This is a genomic window from Polaribacter sp. (assembly GCF_051251875.1).
GTDB lineage: Bacteria > Bacteroidota > Bacteroidia > Flavobacteriales > Flavobacteriaceae > Polaribacter.
The window spans coordinates 160,782-178,784 of the sequence record NZ_JBPOGL010000002.1; the positions used below are offsets into that span (position 1 = coordinate 160,782).

18 protein-coding genes are annotated in these 18,003 nt (G+C 29.6%); 7 read left to right on the forward strand and 11 right to left on the reverse strand.

What is annotated here, in order from left to right:
* Window positions 1-9: 9 nt before the first annotated feature.
* From ACSHW5_RS01875 to ACSHW5_RS01895, 5 genes are all read right to left on the reverse strand, one after another.
* Window positions 10-378: a helix-turn-helix domain-containing protein gene (locus ACSHW5_RS01875; RefSeq protein ID WP_435674407.1), complete on the reverse strand. Its 369-nt coding sequence runs from the start codon at window positions 376-378 to the stop codon at window positions 10-12.
* Window positions 379-389: 11 nt separating this feature from the next.
* The gene (locus ACSHW5_RS01880; RefSeq protein ID WP_435674408.1) at window positions 390-686 is read right to left on the reverse strand and encodes a type II toxin-antitoxin system HigB family toxin; all 297 of its coding nucleotides are present in this window, start codon (window positions 684-686) and stop codon (window positions 390-392) included.
* A gap of 91 nt (window positions 687-777) precedes the next feature.
* Complete coding sequence (pepT, locus tag ACSHW5_RS01885) at window positions 778-2,013, reverse strand: peptidase T (RefSeq protein ID WP_435674409.1); 1,236 nt, start codon at window positions 2,011-2,013, stop codon at window positions 778-780.
* A gap of 2 nt (window positions 2,014-2,015) precedes the next feature.
* Window positions 2,016-2,573, reverse strand: coding sequence for a hypothetical protein (locus tag ACSHW5_RS01890; protein ID WP_435674410.1), 558 nt, complete (start codon window positions 2,571-2,573; stop codon window positions 2,016-2,018).
* 3 nt (window positions 2,574-2,576) lie between these two features.
* On the reverse strand, window positions 2,577-3,620 hold the full coding sequence (locus tag ACSHW5_RS01895) for a WD40/YVTN/BNR-like repeat-containing protein (protein ID WP_435674411.1): 1,044 nt from the start codon (window positions 3,618-3,620) through the stop codon (window positions 2,577-2,579).
* Between the two features lie 61 nt (window positions 3,621-3,681).
* On the opposite strand from ACSHW5_RS01895, the gene ACSHW5_RS01900 reads away from it, so the two are divergent.
* Window positions 3,682-4,653: a patatin-like phospholipase family protein gene (locus tag ACSHW5_RS01900; RefSeq protein ID WP_435674412.1), complete on the forward strand. Its 972-nt coding sequence runs from the start codon at window positions 3,682-3,684 to the stop codon at window positions 4,651-4,653.
* Window positions 4,654-4,698: 45 nt separating this feature from the next.
* Here the strand turns inward: ACSHW5_RS01900 and ACSHW5_RS01905 are convergent, their stop codons facing one another.
* Genes ACSHW5_RS01905 through ACSHW5_RS01915 form a run of 3 tightly spaced genes read right to left on the reverse strand, consistent with a single transcriptional unit; the run spans window position 4,699 to window position 8,034 of the window.
* On the reverse strand, window positions 4,699-5,109 hold the full coding sequence (locus ACSHW5_RS01905) for a DUF3592 domain-containing protein (RefSeq protein ID WP_435674413.1): 411 nt from the start codon (window positions 5,107-5,109) through the stop codon (window positions 4,699-4,701).
* A 26-nt stretch (window positions 5,110-5,135) separates the two neighbouring features.
* Window positions 5,136-6,584 (reverse strand): S41 family peptidase, encoded by a 1,449-nt coding sequence (locus ACSHW5_RS01910; protein WP_435674414.1) that lies wholly within the window; start codon window positions 6,582-6,584, stop codon window positions 5,136-5,138.
* Between the two features lies 1 nt (window position 6,585).
* Window positions 6,586-8,034 (reverse strand): S41 family peptidase, encoded by a 1,449-nt coding sequence (locus tag ACSHW5_RS01915; protein ID WP_435674415.1) that lies wholly within the window; start codon window positions 8,032-8,034, stop codon window positions 6,586-6,588.
* Between the two features lie 200 nt (window positions 8,035-8,234).
* Between ACSHW5_RS01915 and ACSHW5_RS01920 the strand changes: the two genes are divergently transcribed.
* The 5 genes from ACSHW5_RS01920 to ACSHW5_RS01940 all read left to right on the forward strand — a co-directional run bounded on the left by ACSHW5_RS01920 (window position 8,235) and on the right by ACSHW5_RS01940 (window position 12,984).
* Window positions 8,235-8,744, forward strand: coding sequence for an RNA polymerase sigma factor (locus ACSHW5_RS01920; protein ID WP_435674416.1), 510 nt, complete (start codon window positions 8,235-8,237; stop codon window positions 8,742-8,744).
* Complete coding sequence (locus ACSHW5_RS01925; RefSeq protein WP_435674417.1) at window positions 8,731-9,153, forward strand: hypothetical protein; 423 nt, start codon at window positions 8,731-8,733, stop codon at window positions 9,151-9,153. Before ACSHW5_RS01920 ends, ACSHW5_RS01925 begins: the two co-directional genes overlap by 14 nt.
* Window positions 9,154-9,192: 39 nt before the next feature.
* Entirely contained in the window at window positions 9,193-9,705 is a 513-nt protein-coding gene (locus ACSHW5_RS01930) for a DUF4252 domain-containing protein (RefSeq protein WP_435674418.1), read from the forward strand.
* 68 nt (window positions 9,706-9,773) lie between these two features.
* A complete protein-coding gene (locus ACSHW5_RS01935; protein ID WP_435674419.1) occupies window positions 9,774-10,310 on the forward strand; it encodes a DUF4252 domain-containing protein in 537 nt (178 codons plus the stop codon).
* 232 nt (window positions 10,311-10,542) lie between these two features.
* A complete protein-coding gene (locus ACSHW5_RS01940) occupies window positions 10,543-12,984 on the forward strand; it encodes a M1 family aminopeptidase (RefSeq protein ID WP_435674420.1) in 2,442 nt (813 codons plus the stop codon).
* 129 nt (window positions 12,985-13,113) lie between these two features.
* Here the strand turns inward: ACSHW5_RS01940 and ACSHW5_RS01945 are convergent, their stop codons facing one another.
* Window positions 13,114-15,459 (reverse strand): ATP-binding protein, encoded by a 2,346-nt coding sequence (locus ACSHW5_RS01945; RefSeq protein ID WP_435674421.1) that lies wholly within the window; start codon window positions 15,457-15,459, stop codon window positions 13,114-13,116.
* A gap of 449 nt (window positions 15,460-15,908) precedes the next feature.
* Window positions 15,909-16,559 carry a peroxiredoxin-like family protein gene (locus tag ACSHW5_RS01950; RefSeq protein ID WP_435674422.1) on the reverse strand — a complete coding sequence of 217 codons (651 nt, stop codon included), beginning with the start codon at window positions 16,557-16,559 and terminating at the stop codon, window positions 15,909-15,911.
* 116 nt (window positions 16,560-16,675) lie between these two features.
* Between ACSHW5_RS01950 and ACSHW5_RS01955 the strand changes: the two genes are divergently transcribed.
* The gene (locus tag ACSHW5_RS01955; protein ID WP_435674423.1) at window positions 16,676-16,843 is read left to right on the forward strand and encodes a hypothetical protein; all 168 of its coding nucleotides are present in this window, start codon (window positions 16,676-16,678) and stop codon (window positions 16,841-16,843) included.
* Here ACSHW5_RS01955 and ACSHW5_RS01960 read toward each other — a convergent pair whose 3' ends face one another.
* Window positions 16,844-17,842, reverse strand: a complete 999-nt coding sequence (locus ACSHW5_RS01960) for a phytanoyl-CoA dioxygenase (protein WP_435674424.1) — start codon at window positions 17,840-17,842, stop codon at window positions 16,844-16,846.
* Window positions 17,843-18,003 lie beyond the last annotated feature (161 nt).

The window sequence follows — 18,003 nt, forward strand, 5'->3', positions numbered from 1 at the left end:
TTAGTTATTTTATTTTGTAAGTTGATAATTGTTTACAAGAACAGAAGCAGATATGTGTAAAATACGTTCTAATTCTCGTATCATTTCAACAGTCAATTTTTTCTTTTTGTTCAAAACTTCAGAAACTCTACTTTTTCCTCCGATTACACCAACCAAATCTTTTTGTTTAAGGTTCATTTCTTCCATCCTGATTTTAATGGCCTCAATTGGGTCTGGTGATTCAATTGGATAATATTTGTTTTCAAAATTTTCAATTAATAAAGATAAAATTTCAGCTTCGTCTCCTTTTTTTGAATTTGGAGAAGCATCAAAAATTAACTCAAGCCTTTCGAGAGCTTTATCGTAGTCTTTTTCTGTTTTGATAGGTTTAATTTCCATAATTCAGTATTTTATATTGTGTCAGCATCAATTTTATCATATTCAGCGTGAGTGCCAACAAACCGAATAAATGCCCATTGTCTGATATAGTTAAATTTTACGATAAGTCTATATGAATTTCCTTTTATATTAAAAACAACCCTACTGTCTTTTAAAATACTAGCATTGATGTACCTTTCTTTTACTTCATTTGGAGAATTCCAATTTGAGTTTTTTGCAGTTTCATACCAGGTTTTTAAATATTGTTCTGAGTCTGAGTGCTTTTCCCAGAATTCTCTTAAAGTTCTTTTTGCTATTATTCGTTTCACATTTTATTATCAATTGCAAATATAAACAAAAGTTCTCAAAAAAAGAACTTTTTATTGATTTTGCCATTATAGGGTAACTTGCAAATATTAATTATTTTTTTGCTACTTTTTTTGCAATACCTACAATTACTTCTGTTGCTTTTATCATAGATTCAACAGGAATGTATTCAAATCTTCCATGAAAATTATGTCCACCAGCAAAAATATTAGGACAGGGCAAACCTTTAAATGAAAGTTGAGAGCCATCTGTACCACCACGTATGGGTTTAATCAAAGGAGTAATGCCAATTTCTTTCATAACTTCTTCTACAATATCTACAATATGCATTACAGGAACAATTTTTTCTTTCATGTTAAAATACTGATTTTTAATTTCAACATGAATCAAATCTTGTTCTAAACGTTCATTAAAATCGAAGGCAATTTTTTGTAGTAAATACTTCCTTTTTTCAAACAAATCTAAATCATGATCTCTTATAATGTACTCTAAAACAGTTTCTTCTACATTTCCTTTTATGTCATGCAAATGGAAAAAACCTTCATAGTCTGTCGTTTTTTCTGGTACTTCTTTTTGTGGTAGTGCATTTATAAACTCAGAAGCAATAAGCATAGAATTTATCATTTTACCTTTTGCATAACCAGGATGTACAATTTTTCCGGTGATGCTTACTTTGGCACTTGCGGCATTAAAATTTTCGTATTCTAATTCGCCAATTTGACTTCCATCCATGGTGTACGCCCAATCTGCGCCAAATTTTTTCACATCAAATAAATGAGCACCTTTACCAACTTCTTCATCTGGCGTAAAGCAAATTCGTATGTTTCCGTGTTTAATTTCTGGATGGTTTATTAAATATTCCATTGCGGTTACAATTTCGGTAACACCAGCTTTATCATCAGCGCCCAACAAAGTTGTTCCGTCAGTGGTAATAATGGTTTGTCCTTTGTATTGTAGTAAATCATCAAAATAGTCTGGAGACAAAACAATGTTTTTTTCTTCGTTTAAAACAATGGTATTTCCTTGGTAGTTTTCTACAATTTGCGGGTTCACATTTTTACCTGTAAAATCTGGGCTTGTATCAATATGTGCTACAAAACCAATGGTTGCTACTTCATAATCTAAATTGCTTGGCAAGGTTGCCATGATGTAGCAATTTTCATCCAACTCTACATCTTTTAATCCAATTGTTTTTAAATCTTCTACCAAAACCTTGGCTAAATTCCATTGTTTTTCTGTACTGGGAAAAGCAGGATTGTTTGGGTCAGATTCAGTATCTATTGTAACGTATTTTACAAAACGGTCTGTAATATGTTTTTTATCAATCATTTTTAGTCGATTATTTTTATTTTATCTATAAGTGTAAACGCATTGCAAAGTCTTTGATTCACTAAAGAATCTCCATAAACTTCAACTTTTGCCAATATAAAATTTTCTTCATTTATTTTTATAAATGCCTTGCAAACTTGATAGGTGAACTTTCCTTTTAAACCTTTTGAAAGGGTATAAAAAGCAGGTTTTTTTAACAATTTTGTTTCTTTAGTTTTTGTTTGAATTAATTTTTTAGACAAACTTTCTTGTTCTTCTTTTAGTTTAAAAGTAGTATCAAAAATACTCTTTTTATTGATAAAAGTAATGTCTAAAAGCATGGTTTCTGTGAGTTGTTTTGTAGTATCTGCTGTAAATATTGAAGATTGAACAGCATCATAATACAATTGAGTTTTCCATGTTTTGGGAAATTGTACAGAAAACAACTTTTTTACATCAACAATCTCTTCTAAATTAGGAAATGCAGCTGTTTTGCAATTAAAATCTTTACTAATTTCTGATTTGTTATTACACGATAAAAATAGGAGTGAAGCTGCAATAATTACTTGATAAATCTTCATAGGTTATTTTAATACTAGTTTACCAATTTTATTATTTCCACCAAGCCAAGCAGACGATTTATCTACAAACTGAATGGTATAATATGCTTCTTTAGAAACATCTTTCCAAGTTATTCCTGCATCCTTAGAATATGAAACCCCTGTTTTGCCAACAGCAAAAATTTCTTGTCCGTTGGTGTTTGGTACATATTGTACGCAACTTTTATAAGAAGGATTTTTTCCATCAGCAACTATAGACCACGTAATACCGCCATCTATTGTAACAGCTTTATTCGCTTTATTTTCAGTTGGTTTAGAGTAATCTCCGCCAATTATAATTCCGTTATTCTTATCGGCAAAATCTATAGAATAAATACCTTGTGGGCCGTTTCCTTGAATAATAGGCGTGTTATGTATTTGCCACGTTTCCCCATAATCCTCAGATTTTAAAATACGTGCTTTTTTTCCTCCGGTAGCAATCCAAACAGTACTTCCTAACGTTTTAATATTGGTATTGCTTGCTGCAAAAAAAGCTTCGCCTTCCTCAAAATTCGGAAGTTTAGAACAATCAATTTTATGCCAAGAATTACCCGCGTCATTTGATACTATAATAGAGGCGCAGTTTTCTGTTGGATCTCCTACGGCAATTCCGTGTTTTTTATCATCAAAAAAAGCAATGGCATCATAAAATACTTTTTCATGGTTTTCTGTGTATACAAGTTGTGTGCTATCTTTAGAAATTTTATACAATAAAGCAGGGTTTTGAATAGAAAGCACAAATTTGTTAGCGTTGTTTATGGCTAAACTTCTAAAATGTGGTACTATAGAATCTTTAAAAATGATAAATTCTGTTGTCCAAGATTTACCGTTGTCATCTGTAAAACCAACATCGCCCATTGAGCCTGCATAGTACATAGATGTATTATTGATAGCTTGTATAGCCCTTATGCTTGTGCTGTCCATTTTAATTTCTTTGATGGAAATAGCTTCTATATTTCTAGGTTTATATTCTGATTTACAGGAAGTATATAAAAGTAAAGCGAAAATAAATACAGTAATTCTTTTCATTTTTATATTTTTATAAAAACTTTGGTTATGTTAACGACTAAAGTAAACAAATCATTTTAAGATGACTAAAAAAGCATTGGTAATTTCTGGAGGAGGAAGTAAAGGAGCATTTGCAGGAGGAGTTGCGCAATATTTAATGAAAAAGGAAGGCAAAGATTATGATTTGTATATTGGTACTTCTACCGGAAGCTTAATGGTTTCTCATTTGGCTTTGGGGATGTTAGATTCTTTAAAAGAACTTTATACCAACGTAAGCCAAGAATCTATTTTTAGTAACAATCCTTTTAAAATAAGGAAAGTGGCTGGCGAGAAAGTGATTAGCATTAATCACTTAAATACTTTCTGGAACTTTTTAAACGGAAGAAAAACCTTTGGAGAGAGCAAAAATCTACGTTCTTTAATTAAGAATAAAATTACAAAAGAAATGTATGAGGCCATTAGAAGCAACCAAAAAGAAGTGGTTGTTACGGTTTCTAATTTAACGGCAAATCAAATTGAATACAAATCTATAAATGATTGTTCTTATGATGATTTTTGTGATTGGATCTGGGGTTCTTGTAATTATGTACCTTTTATGAGTTTGTTAGAGAAAAATTCTTGTCAGTATGCAGATGGTGGTTTTGGTTCATTAGTGCCAATAAGAGAGGCAATTTTAAGAGGGGCAACAGAAATTGACGCCATTATATTAGAAACGGAAGTTACTCAATTTAATAGATTGCCTTCAAAAAATCCGTTTTCATTGCTTTTTGATGTGTTTGATTTTATGCTTACACATGTTGAAAGACACAATATTACAATTGGTAAGTTGGCAGCAAACAATAAAAATGTACAGTTAAATTTATATTATACACCTACGGTTTTAACCACTAATTCGCTGGTTTTTGATCAGAAATTAATGAGAAGTTGGTGGAAATCTGGATACAAATACGCAAAAACCAAAAGAGAAGAATTAATGAGTGAATTTAGACCAGATGTTTTAACGGACAAAGAAATTGAAGATGGTGTTGTTGATGTAGAAGAATTAAATATCTAACGCGTTCATCAACATAAAAGGTAAAGTTGAATGTTTAAGGTCGATTTATCCTCTTGAGTATAATAAATAACCACCGCCAATAATTAATAAAGGAGCAGCTATAGATAATAAGATAATTGTCCATCGATATAAACCCCAAAAAGAAATAATTTTTCTATCATCAGTTTTTTTAGAATACACAATATGTACAACATCACCAACCCTATAAGAAGCAGGTTTAGAACTAACATTGCTTTTAAAAGTGATGGTGTTGTTTAATTTGTCTTTGTATTCAAAAACAGGTGTGTATGTATAACCGTCATCGCTACTTTTTCTAATTAAGTCTATTACTTTTCCTTTTGTTTTAACGCCTTCTAAAATTAAATATTTAGATTTATTATACTCTTTTAAAGCAAAATAGATGAATACTAAGGAAATTACAAAGAATCCTCCGTACAAATAGTCTATTGTTTTCATTTTACAAAAGTTTGACTTTACTATTTTTATTTTAAATCTACATACATATTATTACTAGTTGGCATTGCAAGTTTAGAATTAAATACTTCTTTAAAATCTAAGCTATTTGCTCTATTATAAGGTTTTGCACCAGAAAGAATATAAGTAATTGTAGTTTCTAATAAAGGGTCTGAAAGCTCGCCTAAAACGCCCAAATTTCCATAATTTTCCTTTTGTTCTATTCCTGGTAAGGTTGTTCCTGGTGTAAAACCTTCTGGTTTGTTTTGTCCGTCTTTATTAGTAATTTCTAACACCAAAGGTTGCAGTGCATAACTGTGATTTGGATTTAAATCATTTCCATTTCTTTTTAAATTTTCAGAGTCGTACAAAGTAATAGAACCTACTTGTTTACCCACTGTTGTAACACCTACTAACCTTACATCAATATAAGAACTTAAAGCGTTTATAACCAATTCAGAAGCAGATGCAGAACTGCCAGAAACTATAAAATAAACCTTAGACAATCCTAAACTATTTATAGTTTCTTTAATAGCTCCGTTATTTATTTGATTTGTAAAATTGTTAATTAAATCGCTAGGTTCTGAATTCTTAATTACTTTTTCATTCCAATCTAATTTTGAATACAATTGTCCGTTAAATTGTCCTGTAACCATAGAACCCAAATAAGTTGCTGTTCTTACAGATCCTCCGCCATTATAGCGTAAATCTATAATTAACTCATCTACTTTTGGCGAATTAAAAAGATTAAAAACAGCATTTAATTGATCGTCATAAGAACTTGCAAATTGATTGTACATTAAATAACCTATTCGTTTTTTTCCAGCAGTTATTACTTTAGAAACGGCAATAGGATTTTCTTGCAATTCTGTTTTTACTAATGAAACAGAAGTGTTATTAGCGGTTGGATTACCATCGTTATATGCTGCAAAACCCAATGAATACGTATTACTATCGCCAAATAACAAACTTAAATAATTAGATTCTGTTAACAACGTACCGTTTACGGAATTAAAAAGCATGCCCCTTTTAAGTCCTTTGGCAGCGGCATCAGAATTCGGAATTACATAACGTACATAGCCGTAAATATTGTCTGGATTGTTTTGATAACGAACCAAGCCAAATTCCATACCGTTACTTGTTGAAATTCCTTGAAAAGCATTTTCTAGTGCAATATAATCATCTACAATCCAAGAAAAACGATCTGCTGGTGTGTATAAAACACTTTCAAAAACATTTTTGGGTGAAGAAAAAGTTCTAAAATGCGTGTACAATTCATCATAGGTTTTAAATCTGTCATCTGCCAAATCTGGTACATCTTGTTGCCATAAATAATAGGCATTCATTCCTTTCCAAATAAAATAATTGATATCATCATCAGTTGTAGGTTCAATGCTGTTAACGTTGTCTTCTGAAGAACACGCACTTCCGAAAACGAGCAGCAAAGCTAAAAAACTGAATTGCAAAATTTTTGTCATATTAATTGGTATTTGGTAAATGTTGATTGATAAAAACACCGTTGTCTATCTCTCTTTGTGCTGCAACAGTATTGCAAACATATTCAAAATTATCTTGGTCACAAGTTGAATTGCCTATGTTTCCTGATGAAATATAATTTAAAACACGATCTAAAAGAGGATCTGATCTTTCCCCTAAAACACCTAAATTTAAAATGTCTTCATTAGCACACAAATCAATATTTGGCGAAAAACCATTTGCATAAGTTTCGTCGGAATTATTTAAAAAAGTTAACACAATAGGTTGTAGCGCCACTGTATGACTCATGTTTCTATTGGCAAAATTATAATCTTCCGAATTGTAAAGTGTTATTGAACCTGTATTGTTTCCTATAGTTTGATTGCCTATTATATGCACATTTATATATGGTTTTAAACTATTCATTAATAATTCTATTGCAGAAGATCCTGAAAAATTATTTCCGTTTAAAATAAAATAAACATCAGTTAATTGTACGCTGTTAATTTCTGTTGAAATATTTAACCTTGTTGGAAATTTGGTAACTATAGAGTCTGGTTGATTTGCCAAAAACCAAGATTGTGCTTTAGTATTCCATTCTTCTTTTATAGCTATTTCATCTATAAAATCACCATTAATCATACTTGCAATTTGCGTAATGTTTTTCGCAAAACCACCACTACCAATGTTGTAGCGAAAGTCTATTATTAATTTATTAACAGATTGATTTTTAATATTTAAGAATGCGTTATTTAAATCAGTAATATAATCACCTGAAAAATTATTATTATACATTAAATACCCTACATTGTCTGTTGCCACAGGAATTACTTTCTCTAAAAAAATGGGTAAAACGTCGTAGCTTTCTTTTTTTAAAGTAACTGATTTTCCATTGGGCGTAACGGTAATTCCATCAAAATTAACCATGCCTAAAGTATAGTCTGAAGTATTGTTTAATAACAAGTTTTCGTAATTTGTAACGGTAAGTTGTGTACCATTTACGGTGTTAAAAAATTCACCTCTTGTAAGGTTTTTTAGTTCTGCATCAGAATTTGGCAATACATAATATACAAAAGCAACAATGTTTTCTGTGCTTCCTGGTTCTAAAATTGCACCAAACTCAAAACCATTTACTTGATTTATAGGGGCTTCATCAAAAATAATATTGTAATCTTCTAGAATGTTGCTTTTTGTGTCGCCAGCTAATAATAAGTTGGCAAATAAATCAGATTCTGTTTCAAAGGTATTTAAATAGGTGTTTATTTCTTGATCGGAATTAAAGCGTCTGTCCGACAAATCTTCAATTTGATCTTGATGTAAATAATAGGCGTTTAGGCCTTTCCAAACAAAATCTCGCAAGACCAAATCATCAGGAACTTCATATTCTTTGGTACAATTAAAGAAAAGAGCTAGCATAAAGAGCAATGAAACTGTTTTAAAAGTGTTTTTCATCAAAAGAAATTAAAAGTTTACCGTTAAATCCAAATCAACATGTATATTCATTTGGTATAAAACAAACGCAATTTAAACATATTTAGTATTATTTTTAATGATTGATGTAACAAAATATATGATCTCTCGTCGTAATGATGTAAACCCACTAAAAAGAAAAGGTTTAATTAGAGGTTTACACAATTAATCAACCAAAACAAATGAACCAATCAGACTTTTTAAAAGTTGTTTTACCATTTAAGGATAAGGTATTTAGGTTAGCAAAAAGACTTTTAGTTTCTACGGAAGAAGCAGAAGATGCAACCCAAGAACTTTTTTTTAAGTTATGGAAGAATAAAACAAAAATAGCTGATTACAAAAATGTTGAAGCGTTTGCAATGACCATGACAAAAAATTATTGTTATGATAGATTAAAAAGTAAACAAGCAAGTAATTTAACTTTAGTACACAGCAATTATAAGGAAAATGAAACACCTTTAGACAAACAAGTAGAACATCAAGACAGTGTAAACCAAGTGCATAAATTGATAGAAGACTTACCAGAACAACAAAAAATTATTATTCAATTAAGAGATATTGAACAATATAATTTTGATGAAATCTGTAAAATGGTAGATATGAAACCCACCGCAGTGCGGGTTGCATTATCAAGAGCAAGAAAAACAATACGAGAAGCATTAATTAAAAAACACAACTATGGAGTTAGCTAACATAGAAAAATTAATAGAAAAATACTTAAACGCAGAAACTACTTTGCAAGAAGAAACAACCCTAAAAAACTACTTTACAGGAGGGAATGTGGCACAACACTTGCAAGAATATGAATATATGTTTAGTTATTTTAAAGCAGGTAAAGATGAAACTTACACCAAAACCATCAAATTAGAACCTAAGAAATCTAAAAAAAGAAATTTGAAATGGTTGTCTGTAGCAGCATCAGTAGTCCTTTTGTTTAGTGTGTTTATTGGCAAGAACCAATACAAAAGATACCAAGCAGAAAAACAATTTAATCAAGTTAGCGATGCTTTAAAATTGTTATCTACAAACCTTCAGAAAGGAGAAGTTGCAGTCGCTAATTTGTATGTGTATGAAGATACCGTAAATAAAATATTAAAATAAATTTAAGTAAACAAGTAAAACCAAGTAAACACAGAAATTATGAAAAAAATAGCAATATTAATAGCGTTACTAATTGTACCAATTGTAACCAGCGCACAATCATTTTTTGATAAATTAGAAGATATGAATGGGGTAGATGTGGTAGTTGTTACCAAAGATGCTTTTGATTTAATATCAAAATTTAAAAGTGTAAAAATAGATGACAATGAAGGGATGAAAGTCTTTGAAATGATTCAAGATTTAAAAGAATTTAAATTATTCTCTACAAAAGATGCAAGCATAGCAGATAAAATGGATGTGATGACACAAACTGCCATCAAATCGCAAAACTTAACTCAGTTAATGCGCGTAAAAAGTGATGACTCTAGAGTTAAAATTTACGTAAAATCTACAAAAAACAAAGATTATGTAAGTGAGGTGTTAATGTTTATTAAAGGAGTAAGTAAGCAAACAGGCAATCAATCTGAAGCTGTAATTGTTTCTTTAACAGGTAACATTGATATTAATAAAATGTCTGATTTAGCAGATACTTTTACCAAAGGAAAAAAGTAAATAAACCAAGATTTTAAAGTCGGGTTTTAAAAACTCGACTTTATTTTTATCAATTTAAAATGCAAACCATGAAAAAATTAACCACCCTATTTTCTCTTATATTTCTAGTACTTTTTGCTAGCTCTTGTAAGAATGAAAAATCGTTGCAAAGTTATTTAGTAGAAAGCCAAGAAAAAGCAGGATTTATTAATTTAGATATTCCTACAAGTTTTTTACAGTTAAAATCAAATAATGTTTCTGATGAAGTACAAGAAACATTAAACAGTATTAGAAAAGTAAATGTACTTGCTTTGCCAATTAAAGGAAATGAAGCGGCTTATGAAGTTGAAATAGCCAAATTAAAAAGTATTTTTAAAGACAATAAAGAGTATAAAACATTAATGTCTATGAAAGCCAAAGGGATGAGTGTAAAATTGTTTTACACCGGTAATACAGAATCTATAGACGAAGTAATTGCCTTTGGTTATGGTAAAGAAGCTGGAGTTGGAATAGCTAGATTGCTAGGAGACAACATGAATCCTGCTAAAATTATTGAAATGATGAACAGCGTTAAATTTGACGGAGACAGCGTAAACTTAGAACAATTGAGTGCAATTTTTAAATGAAAATAAACGATAACTTTTAAGTATTAAAAAGCCATGATTTCAATTGAAATTTTGGCTTTTTACATGTTGATACGTATACAAAACACAGTGGTATAAAGTGTTTTAAATGAACTTAAAATGGTTATTGCCGACTGCTACTGTAAACGATACAACTTCAACGTCTTTTTAACTGCTAATTAACAACTTCACTATTTTTATTTCTTATTTTTGCTTTTTTAAGAAAATGATGTTTATGAAAATTCAAAAAAGCCTGTTGTTTTTATTTTTAATGCTAACTTTTGTTGGTTTTTCTCAAAGTACAACAACGTACAGAGCAGAAAAAGATAAGGTTCACAATTTAATACACACCAAATTAAAAGTCGATTTTAATTTTAAAGAAAAACAATTAAACGGAGAAGCTTGGATTACGGCAAAACCTCATTTTTATACAACTAATAAAATTGAATTGGATGCAAAAGCAATGCTTATTCATAAAGTTTCTTTTGAAGAAAAAACCTTAAGTTACAATTATGATGGTACTAAGTTGTTGATAGATTTACCAAAAGAATACACTAGAAATCAAGAGTTTACTATTTACGTTAAATATACTGCACGCCCAGAAAAAGTAAAACAAAAAGGATCTGCTGCTATTACAGATGCCAAAGGATTGTATTTTATAAATGCCGATGGTTTAGATAAAAAGAAACCTACTCAAATCTGGACACAAGGAGAAACGGAAGCGAATAGTTGTTGGTTTCCTACCATAGATAGTCCAAATCAGAAAACATCACAAGAACTTTATATTACAGTACCCAATAAGTTTGTTACCCTTTCTAACGGAGAACTTGTTTCTCAAACAAAAAACGGAACCAATAGAACAGATTATTGGAAAATGGATCAAAAACATGCGCCATATTTGTTTTTTATGGGCGTTGGAGAATTTGAAATAATTAAAGACAATTACAAAAATATTCCGGTTGATTATTACGTAGAAAAAGAATATGCGCCATACGCAAAAGATATTTTCGGAAAAACACCTGCAATGATGGCATTCTTTTCTACTATTTTAGGTGTAGAATATCCATGGAATAAATACAGTCAGATTGTGGGTAGAGATTATGTTTCTGGCGCAATGGAGAACACCACAGCTGTAATTCATGGAGAACAAGCTTACCAAAAACCAGGACAATTAATTGATGATAATGTGCAAGAAAATACAATTGCACATGAGTTGTTTCATCATTGGTTTGGAGATTTAGTTACTACAGAAAGTTGGTCTAACTTAACTTTAAATGAATCTTTTGCTAATTATAGCGAATATTTATGGAGAGAACATGCATACGGAAAATTAGATGCAGACATGCATTTGTTTGAAGATACAAAGATGTATTTAGATGGTCAGGATTTTGACAAACATTTGGTGCGTTTTAATTATGACGACAAGGAAGATATGTTCGATTTGGTGAGTTATAATAAAGGTGGCGCAATTTTACACATGTTGCGTAACTATTTAGGTGATGAAGCTTTTTTTGAAGGATTAAAAAACTATTTGACAGCATTTAAATACCAAGCAGCAGAAGCTCATCAACTAAGATTAACACTTGAAAAAGTAACAGGAAAAGATTTGAATTGGTTTTTTAATCAATGGTATTTTGGCAGCGGACACCCAAAAATTGAGGTTTCTTATGATTATAACACCATTCAAAATACGGTTACAGTTAACTTGATTCAGTTGCAAAGAAATCCTTTTAAATTTCCGTTTGCTATCGATATTTTTGAAAAAGGAAAAAGAACGCGTCACAATGTTTTTGTTGAAGGTAAAGATGCTTCTTTTACATTTCCATATACAAAACAACCCACCCTAATTCAAGTAAATGCAGATGGTGTTTTATTGTGTGAAATTACTGAAAATAAAGTACTAAGCGATTATATTTTTCAGCTTAAAAATGCCGAAAATTTTGCACACAGAAGAGAAGCTTTGCTAGAAGTTGCTCAAAAACAAGAAGAAAAAGACGCTTTTAATGCGATAGAGGAAGCGTTGGAAGATGCTTCGTATAAAATTAGAATATTAGCTTTAGAAAACATCGATTTAATTAATAAGTTTTCTAAAAAGTCTGCCATTAAAAAAATTACGCAAATGGCAAATAATGATTCGAAAACGTTGGTGCAGGCTGCCGCGATAGAAACATTAGGAAAATTAACAGATCCTGAATTAAAATCATTTTTTGCGAAAGCATTAGAGAGTACATCTTATGCCGTTTTAGGGAATGGTTTGGTGGCAATGTATTATGTTGATAAACCGTTGGCTATAGCAAAATCTAAAGAATTACCAGATGAAGTGCGTAAGATTTTAGCAACACCTTTAACGCGTATTTTTATTGAAGAAAAAGATGTAAATGAGTTGCCTTTTATAGCAAAAAGTGTGTTGTCTGGTATGTTTTTAAATGGTGATGATACCACAAAGGTACTGTATCAAAAGGCGTTTAAGCAAATTTCTGAAAGTGATAATTCTGAAGCAATTCAAAACATTGTAGATGATATGGTGGTAAAAGGAGGTCAGTTTAAATCTTTTAATTTTGATAAAGTGGTTATTAATTTAATGAGAACCATGATTCAAGAACAAGAGAAAAAAAATACAGCTACAAGTATTAAAAATACAGAAATAATAAAAGAAGCCATGGCTAAATTATTGTAGTTTTATTATGTAAAAAATCATTATTATTTATCATATTAAAATAGTGAATCACTAATAAAAAGAGGTTTTATACATGTTTTTAGCATGCATAAAACCTCTTACTATTTATAAAAGTATTTGTTGCAATTATTATTTAGGTATTGTAAAGTAGAACGTGGTTCCTTTATCAATTTCACTTTCAACCCAAACCTCTCCGTTATAAAAACGAATTACTTTTTTTACAATAGAAAGCCCAATTCCAGATTTAGCATCACTTTCATCTACACTTTGAAATAGTTCAAATATTTTTTTGAAATATTTTTCCTCAATTCCTTTTCCATTGTCTCTGATGTAGAATTCCCAAAACACCCCTTTTTCTGTGACACCAATTTCTATTTTCCCTTTTTCATCAACAATACTTTTTATCGCATTTTGAACTAAATTTTGAAAAACTTGTAGAATTCTATGTTTATTCCCTTTTATAGTTGGTAGGTTTTTATCAACAATAATTTCTATAGACTTTGGCACCACCATTAATTTTACAAGTTCGTTTACCAAATGAAATGTATTAATATCATATTCTGCCATTTCATTGTTGTCTATGCTAGAATATTTTAAAATCCCCGTAATTAGAGATTCCATTTTTTCTAGATTTTCTAGAATTAATTGAGAATACATTTTACTTTCATCTGTTAACTTATTTTCTACATCTCTTTCAATCCAATTAGTTAAGGTATAAATACTTTGTAACGGTGTTTTTAAATCGTGAGAAACAATATGAGCATAGCTATTTAACTCAGTGTTTTTAAGTTCTAGGTTTTTTAAAAGCTCTTCTCGTGCTTTGTTTGCTTTTAAAATATCGTCTGATTGTTTTTCTATTTGTTTTACCAAATTAATAGATTCGTTAATTTCTGATGTATTTTCTATGGAGTCAATATTTAAAATATTAGTTATGTAATTAAGACTTATAATTACTTTTTTAAGATTTTTACTTTCTTTTTGTGCGTCTATTCTTTCAGTAATATCTGTAACAGCACCTATTACATTGATAATTTCATTGTCTTTATTTAATAAAACGGAAACATTTAAATCTCCCCAAATTACAGTTTTGTCTTTTCTGATATAGCGTTTTTCTATATTATAAGAATCAATTTCTCTTTTTATGAGTTTGTCAAATTTTTGAAGATCTGTATTCAAATCGGCCGGATGCGTAAATTCAGCAAAAGTCATTTTTTTTAGCTCATTTTCTGAATATCCTAAAATATCTTGAAGTTTTTTATTGGTGAATTCTGGTGTTCCTTTTAAATCTATTAAAGTAATTCCAATACCTGCATTGTTAAAAATGGAATAAAATTTTCTTTCTGTAAGTTTTAACTCTTCTAGCTTAATAGTTAGTGTTTTTTGAAGTTTATTTTTTAACCCCTCTAATTCGTTATTTGTATTTTTTAATTCTTTATATTGTATACGTAATCGATTGTTGTAATACTGCAATCCTATTAATACAAGTAAAATTAATAAAAGTATAATTATACTAGAGACGCTTTCATAAACGGTATAAATAAACTGAGATTCCTTTACTTTTTGTAAATCAATTTTATGAATAAGAATAAGAGATCTACTGCCTTTAAAGTGATTGTTTTTTGTGCTATTACCGTCTATTGTTATTTTTTTATAGACATAAAGATTGTCATTATAAATGTCACTTCCAGAATTATTTTGTTGCATTTTACTCCACATTCTTTTATGTGTATTGTAAAAAGCTAAACTGTCTGAATTTTTAGTAATATGACTAAAGCTTTTATGTTCATCATTAGAAATTAAGGGATAACCTTCGGAAGTACTTAGTCCAAAACTAGCATATTTAAGATTGTTTTGCACAGATAATTTTTGAAACAAGTTGTGTATAAAATAATTGATCACAATAACTCCATTCCATTTACCTGTTGGTGTATATACCTTTTTAGCAACTCTAAGTACCGGATTATAAGGAATTTCAATTTTTCCATATTCCATATTCAAATCAATATTAGAAAAATAGATGTTGTCTTTTTCTAGCTTTTTGGCATTTTGAAAATAATATCGCTTGCTTTTATCTTGAAGTTTATCAAACTCTTTAATTTTTACAGAATGAATACTATCAAAATCAACACGTATAATTTCATGCCCTAAAGTGTCTATAAAACGTACTTGGTCATAGGTTGATTGTAATTCGGATAAATGAAGAAAAAAACTTGATAATTTATTTTTATTAGGTTGAGTGCCTTCCTTAAAATCTTTGTTAAATTGCCATTGAATAATATCTATATCTGCTGCTAGATATTTGTACATATCATTAATAACTATTTCTTTTGCATTCAAATCATTTGCAGCACCATTTTTAATAATTTCCAATTGATTTTCAGTAATTATTTTGTAATAATTATGAATAAGTAAATAACTAATTACAGCCAAAGGAATAAAAAAAAGGAAGAGCTTTTTAATATTTATAAATTTCATTCTTAGTATTTTAAGGAAATATAAAATTTAGTTTTATAAAATCAAAATCTATTGTAAGGCCTATTGATTCAGGTAAATTACTAAAACATTCAATTTTTTTAAATTTAGAGTAAAAGAATTACATACTAAAGTATTTCTTAGAATTTGTTATTTTTTGATTTTTTTTAAGGAGTGTTTTTGTAGAAAATCAGAAGGATTTGTATGGGAAATAGATGGAAAAGTTGTTGTAACTTATCGTTTTAAAAAAATTCAATATGATAAAATAGTACAATTACTTTACTTCTCATCGTTTTATTTCCGAGCTTAAAACCAAGAAAAAGGGGAAAAGATTCCCCCTAAAAGAAGTTGTAATTCCAGAACATTGGTACAAAATGTTCGTAAAAATTGTGTAGTTTTATAAAAAGTAATCTCAGGAATTGTTTTTCTAAAAGATTACCTTATTTAAAAGGTTATGAGAGCTTTTTTAAGGCTGCTATGATTTCTTCTGGTTCAGAACGTATTCTGTAATCTATATTAACATAGTTCCACAAAACAACACCATTTTGCCCTACAATAAATGTAGCGGGAATAGGCAATATGCTTCCATCTCCATTATTTATTTTATCTAAATCTAAACCTCTATCTTCACGCATGTGTGCTACTAAAAACTCAGGCACTTTCCATGCAACTCCATATTGCGTCGCAATTTTTGCATCTTGATCTGACAATACCGTAAAATCCATTTCGCTAATTTCACTTTTGGTTAATGAGCCGACTGGTACTTGCGGACTAATAGCAACAAGGGAAGTGCCCAATGCATGAATTTCGCTTAATCTAGCTTGTAATGCCCTTAATTGTAAGTTGCAATACGGACACCAATCGCCACGATAAAAGGTAATTACAAGTGTCCCTTTTTTTAATAAGGTATCTAATGATATTATTTCTCCGTTAGCGTTTGGTAACCTAAAATTGGTGGCTTTTTGTCCAACTTTAAGTGCATTTTTTCCCTCTTCAAAAGCTTTTGCGTTTTCAATAACAGCATCAACACCTTTCATAAATTCAGGTTTTGCATTTCGTCCTGCTGCTACTTTAGCTTCTGTTTGTTCTCTTAAAGTTTTCATTATCTTATGTGGTTTTTTCTGATATTTCAAATGTAAATATTTATAATGCCGCTATATGTGAAATTAATACTAAAACTTAAAAATTGAGCTTTTTAAATGTTGAACGGCATTGTTTTTTGAAAACTTTATTCAGATTTGTGTACAATATTAAAAACTTGTGGCCTAAAAACCCAAAAGTGAAATTATTGGCTACGCATCATTTTCACGACATGGAAAAAAATGCAGATGTTCCTTTTGAATATGAAAATTATACGACTTTTTTAAATAAAGTGATAATTTCTTAGTTATTCAAAATTAACTTTCAGTTCAATTTCAGGTTCCATAAAATAGGTAAAAACAACAGCACTTTGATGAAAAGGTTTTTTTAATAAAAATTGATGAGCAACCGTTAAAGAAGATTCGTTTCTGGTTAACCAAATATCTTTGTAAATATGAATAGTAGTATCAATAATAAAAGCATCATAAAGGTTCATATTTAATGTTGAAAAATTAATTTTTAACTCATGTAATTGTGCAGGAATATGTTCTGAATTACTATGTAGTAGTATTGCTTCACGCGCATTTAAAATACATCCAAGCTGGTGGTTTTTTTGATTTATTTCGTCTTTATTATTTGAGATAAAAGACATATTTAAGAGTACATTTTCCGGAATTACAATAATATCCTCATTAAATTGAGGAAGCAAATTAATTAAAATAGGAACATAACATTCTCTATACAATAACGCATCTAACGTTTCGCTAATAAGGATGTCAAATTTTTTAGCCTCAGGCACATTAAATGTAATTGCATCTGCTGTATAAAATTCATTAATATAATTAGACATTTCAAGAGAAATGAGTAATTTTTTGGCAGATATCACAGAATTTTTATTTATTTCTAACAAGGTAAACTGTACTTCTTTTGCTTTAAAATAAGGGGCTACCAAAGTTAATAGCGTTGCATAAGGACCACAACCAGCATAAAAAATTTGAATTGTTTTATGGGGTTGTTTTTTCTGTTTCTCTAAAATAGCAGAAACAATTGCTTTTAAAAATTTAATAGTTCTTTTGTAGTCTATTAAACATTGCGCAGCAAAATTTAAACCTAATGCTTTTCCTTTTGCAGCGGGAATTGCTGCCATGTTTTCTATAGAAAAATCAAAACCTGTAATAGAAGTAATTTCTTGAAAATATGCATGAATTTTATTCAGACTTTTTTCAGCCTCTAAGTCGCTAATGGAATTGCTTAAAACTTCAGAAATTAAGTTTTTAATTTCGCTTACTACTTTATTTTCAATCATTTTTTATCATCCATTTATTAATACAATGCTATTGCTAGCTAATTTAAGGTTTTCAGTTGAAAAAAGAAACAAGTAGAAATACCTTATTTAAATGAACGGAATAGATTTTTAAAAAAGCAAATACAATTTTAACTACAGTTCCCTTATCAGATAGTATCTTT

Coding starts and splice junctions, on each gene's coding strand:
- pepT (WP_435674409.1), bottom strand. CDS start 2,013: ATGATTGATAAAAAACATATTACAGACCGTTTTGTAAAATACGTTACA.
- ACSHW5_RS01915 (WP_435674415.1), bottom strand. CDS start 8,034: ATGAAAAACACTTTTAAAACAGTTTCATTGCTCTTTATGCTAGCTCTT.
- ACSHW5_RS01960 (WP_435674424.1), bottom strand. CDS start 17,842: ATGATTGAAAATAAAGTAGTAAGCGAAATTAAAAACTTAATTTCTGAA.
- ACSHW5_RS01875 (WP_435674407.1), bottom strand. CDS start 378: ATGGAAATTAAACCTATCAAAACAGAAAAAGACTACGATAAAGCTCTC.
- ACSHW5_RS01935 (WP_435674419.1), top strand. CDS start 9,774: ATGAAAAAATTAACCACCCTATTTTCTCTTATATTTCTAGTACTTTTT.
- ACSHW5_RS01905 (WP_435674413.1), bottom strand. CDS start 5,109: ATGAAAACAATAGACTATTTGTACGGAGGATTCTTTGTAATTTCCTTA.
- ACSHW5_RS01920 (WP_435674416.1), top strand. CDS start 8,235: ATGAACCAATCAGACTTTTTAAAAGTTGTTTTACCATTTAAGGATAAG.
- ACSHW5_RS01930 (WP_435674418.1), top strand. CDS start 9,193: ATGAAAAAAATAGCAATATTAATAGCGTTACTAATTGTACCAATTGTA.
- ACSHW5_RS01910 (WP_435674414.1), bottom strand. CDS start 6,584: ATGACAAAAATTTTGCAATTCAGTTTTTTAGCTTTGCTGCTCGTTTTC.
- ACSHW5_RS01950 (WP_435674422.1), bottom strand. CDS start 16,559: ATGAAAACTTTAAGAGAACAAACAGAAGCTAAAGTAGCAGCAGGACGA.
- ACSHW5_RS01895 (WP_435674411.1), bottom strand. CDS start 3,620: ATGAAAAGAATTACTGTATTTATTTTCGCTTTACTTTTATATACTTCC.
- ACSHW5_RS01925 (WP_435674417.1), top strand. CDS start 8,731: ATGGAGTTAGCTAACATAGAAAAATTAATAGAAAAATACTTAAACGCA.
- ACSHW5_RS01940 (WP_435674420.1), top strand. CDS start 10,543: ATGAAAATTCAAAAAAGCCTGTTGTTTTTATTTTTAATGCTAACTTTT.
- ACSHW5_RS01945 (WP_435674421.1), bottom strand. CDS start 15,459: ATGAAATTTATAAATATTAAAAAGCTCTTCCTTTTTTTTATTCCTTTG.
- ACSHW5_RS01900 (WP_435674412.1), top strand. CDS start 3,682: ATGACTAAAAAAGCATTGGTAATTTCTGGAGGAGGAAGTAAAGGAGCA.
- ACSHW5_RS01890 (WP_435674410.1), bottom strand. CDS start 2,573: ATGAAGATTTATCAAGTAATTATTGCAGCTTCACTCCTATTTTTATCG.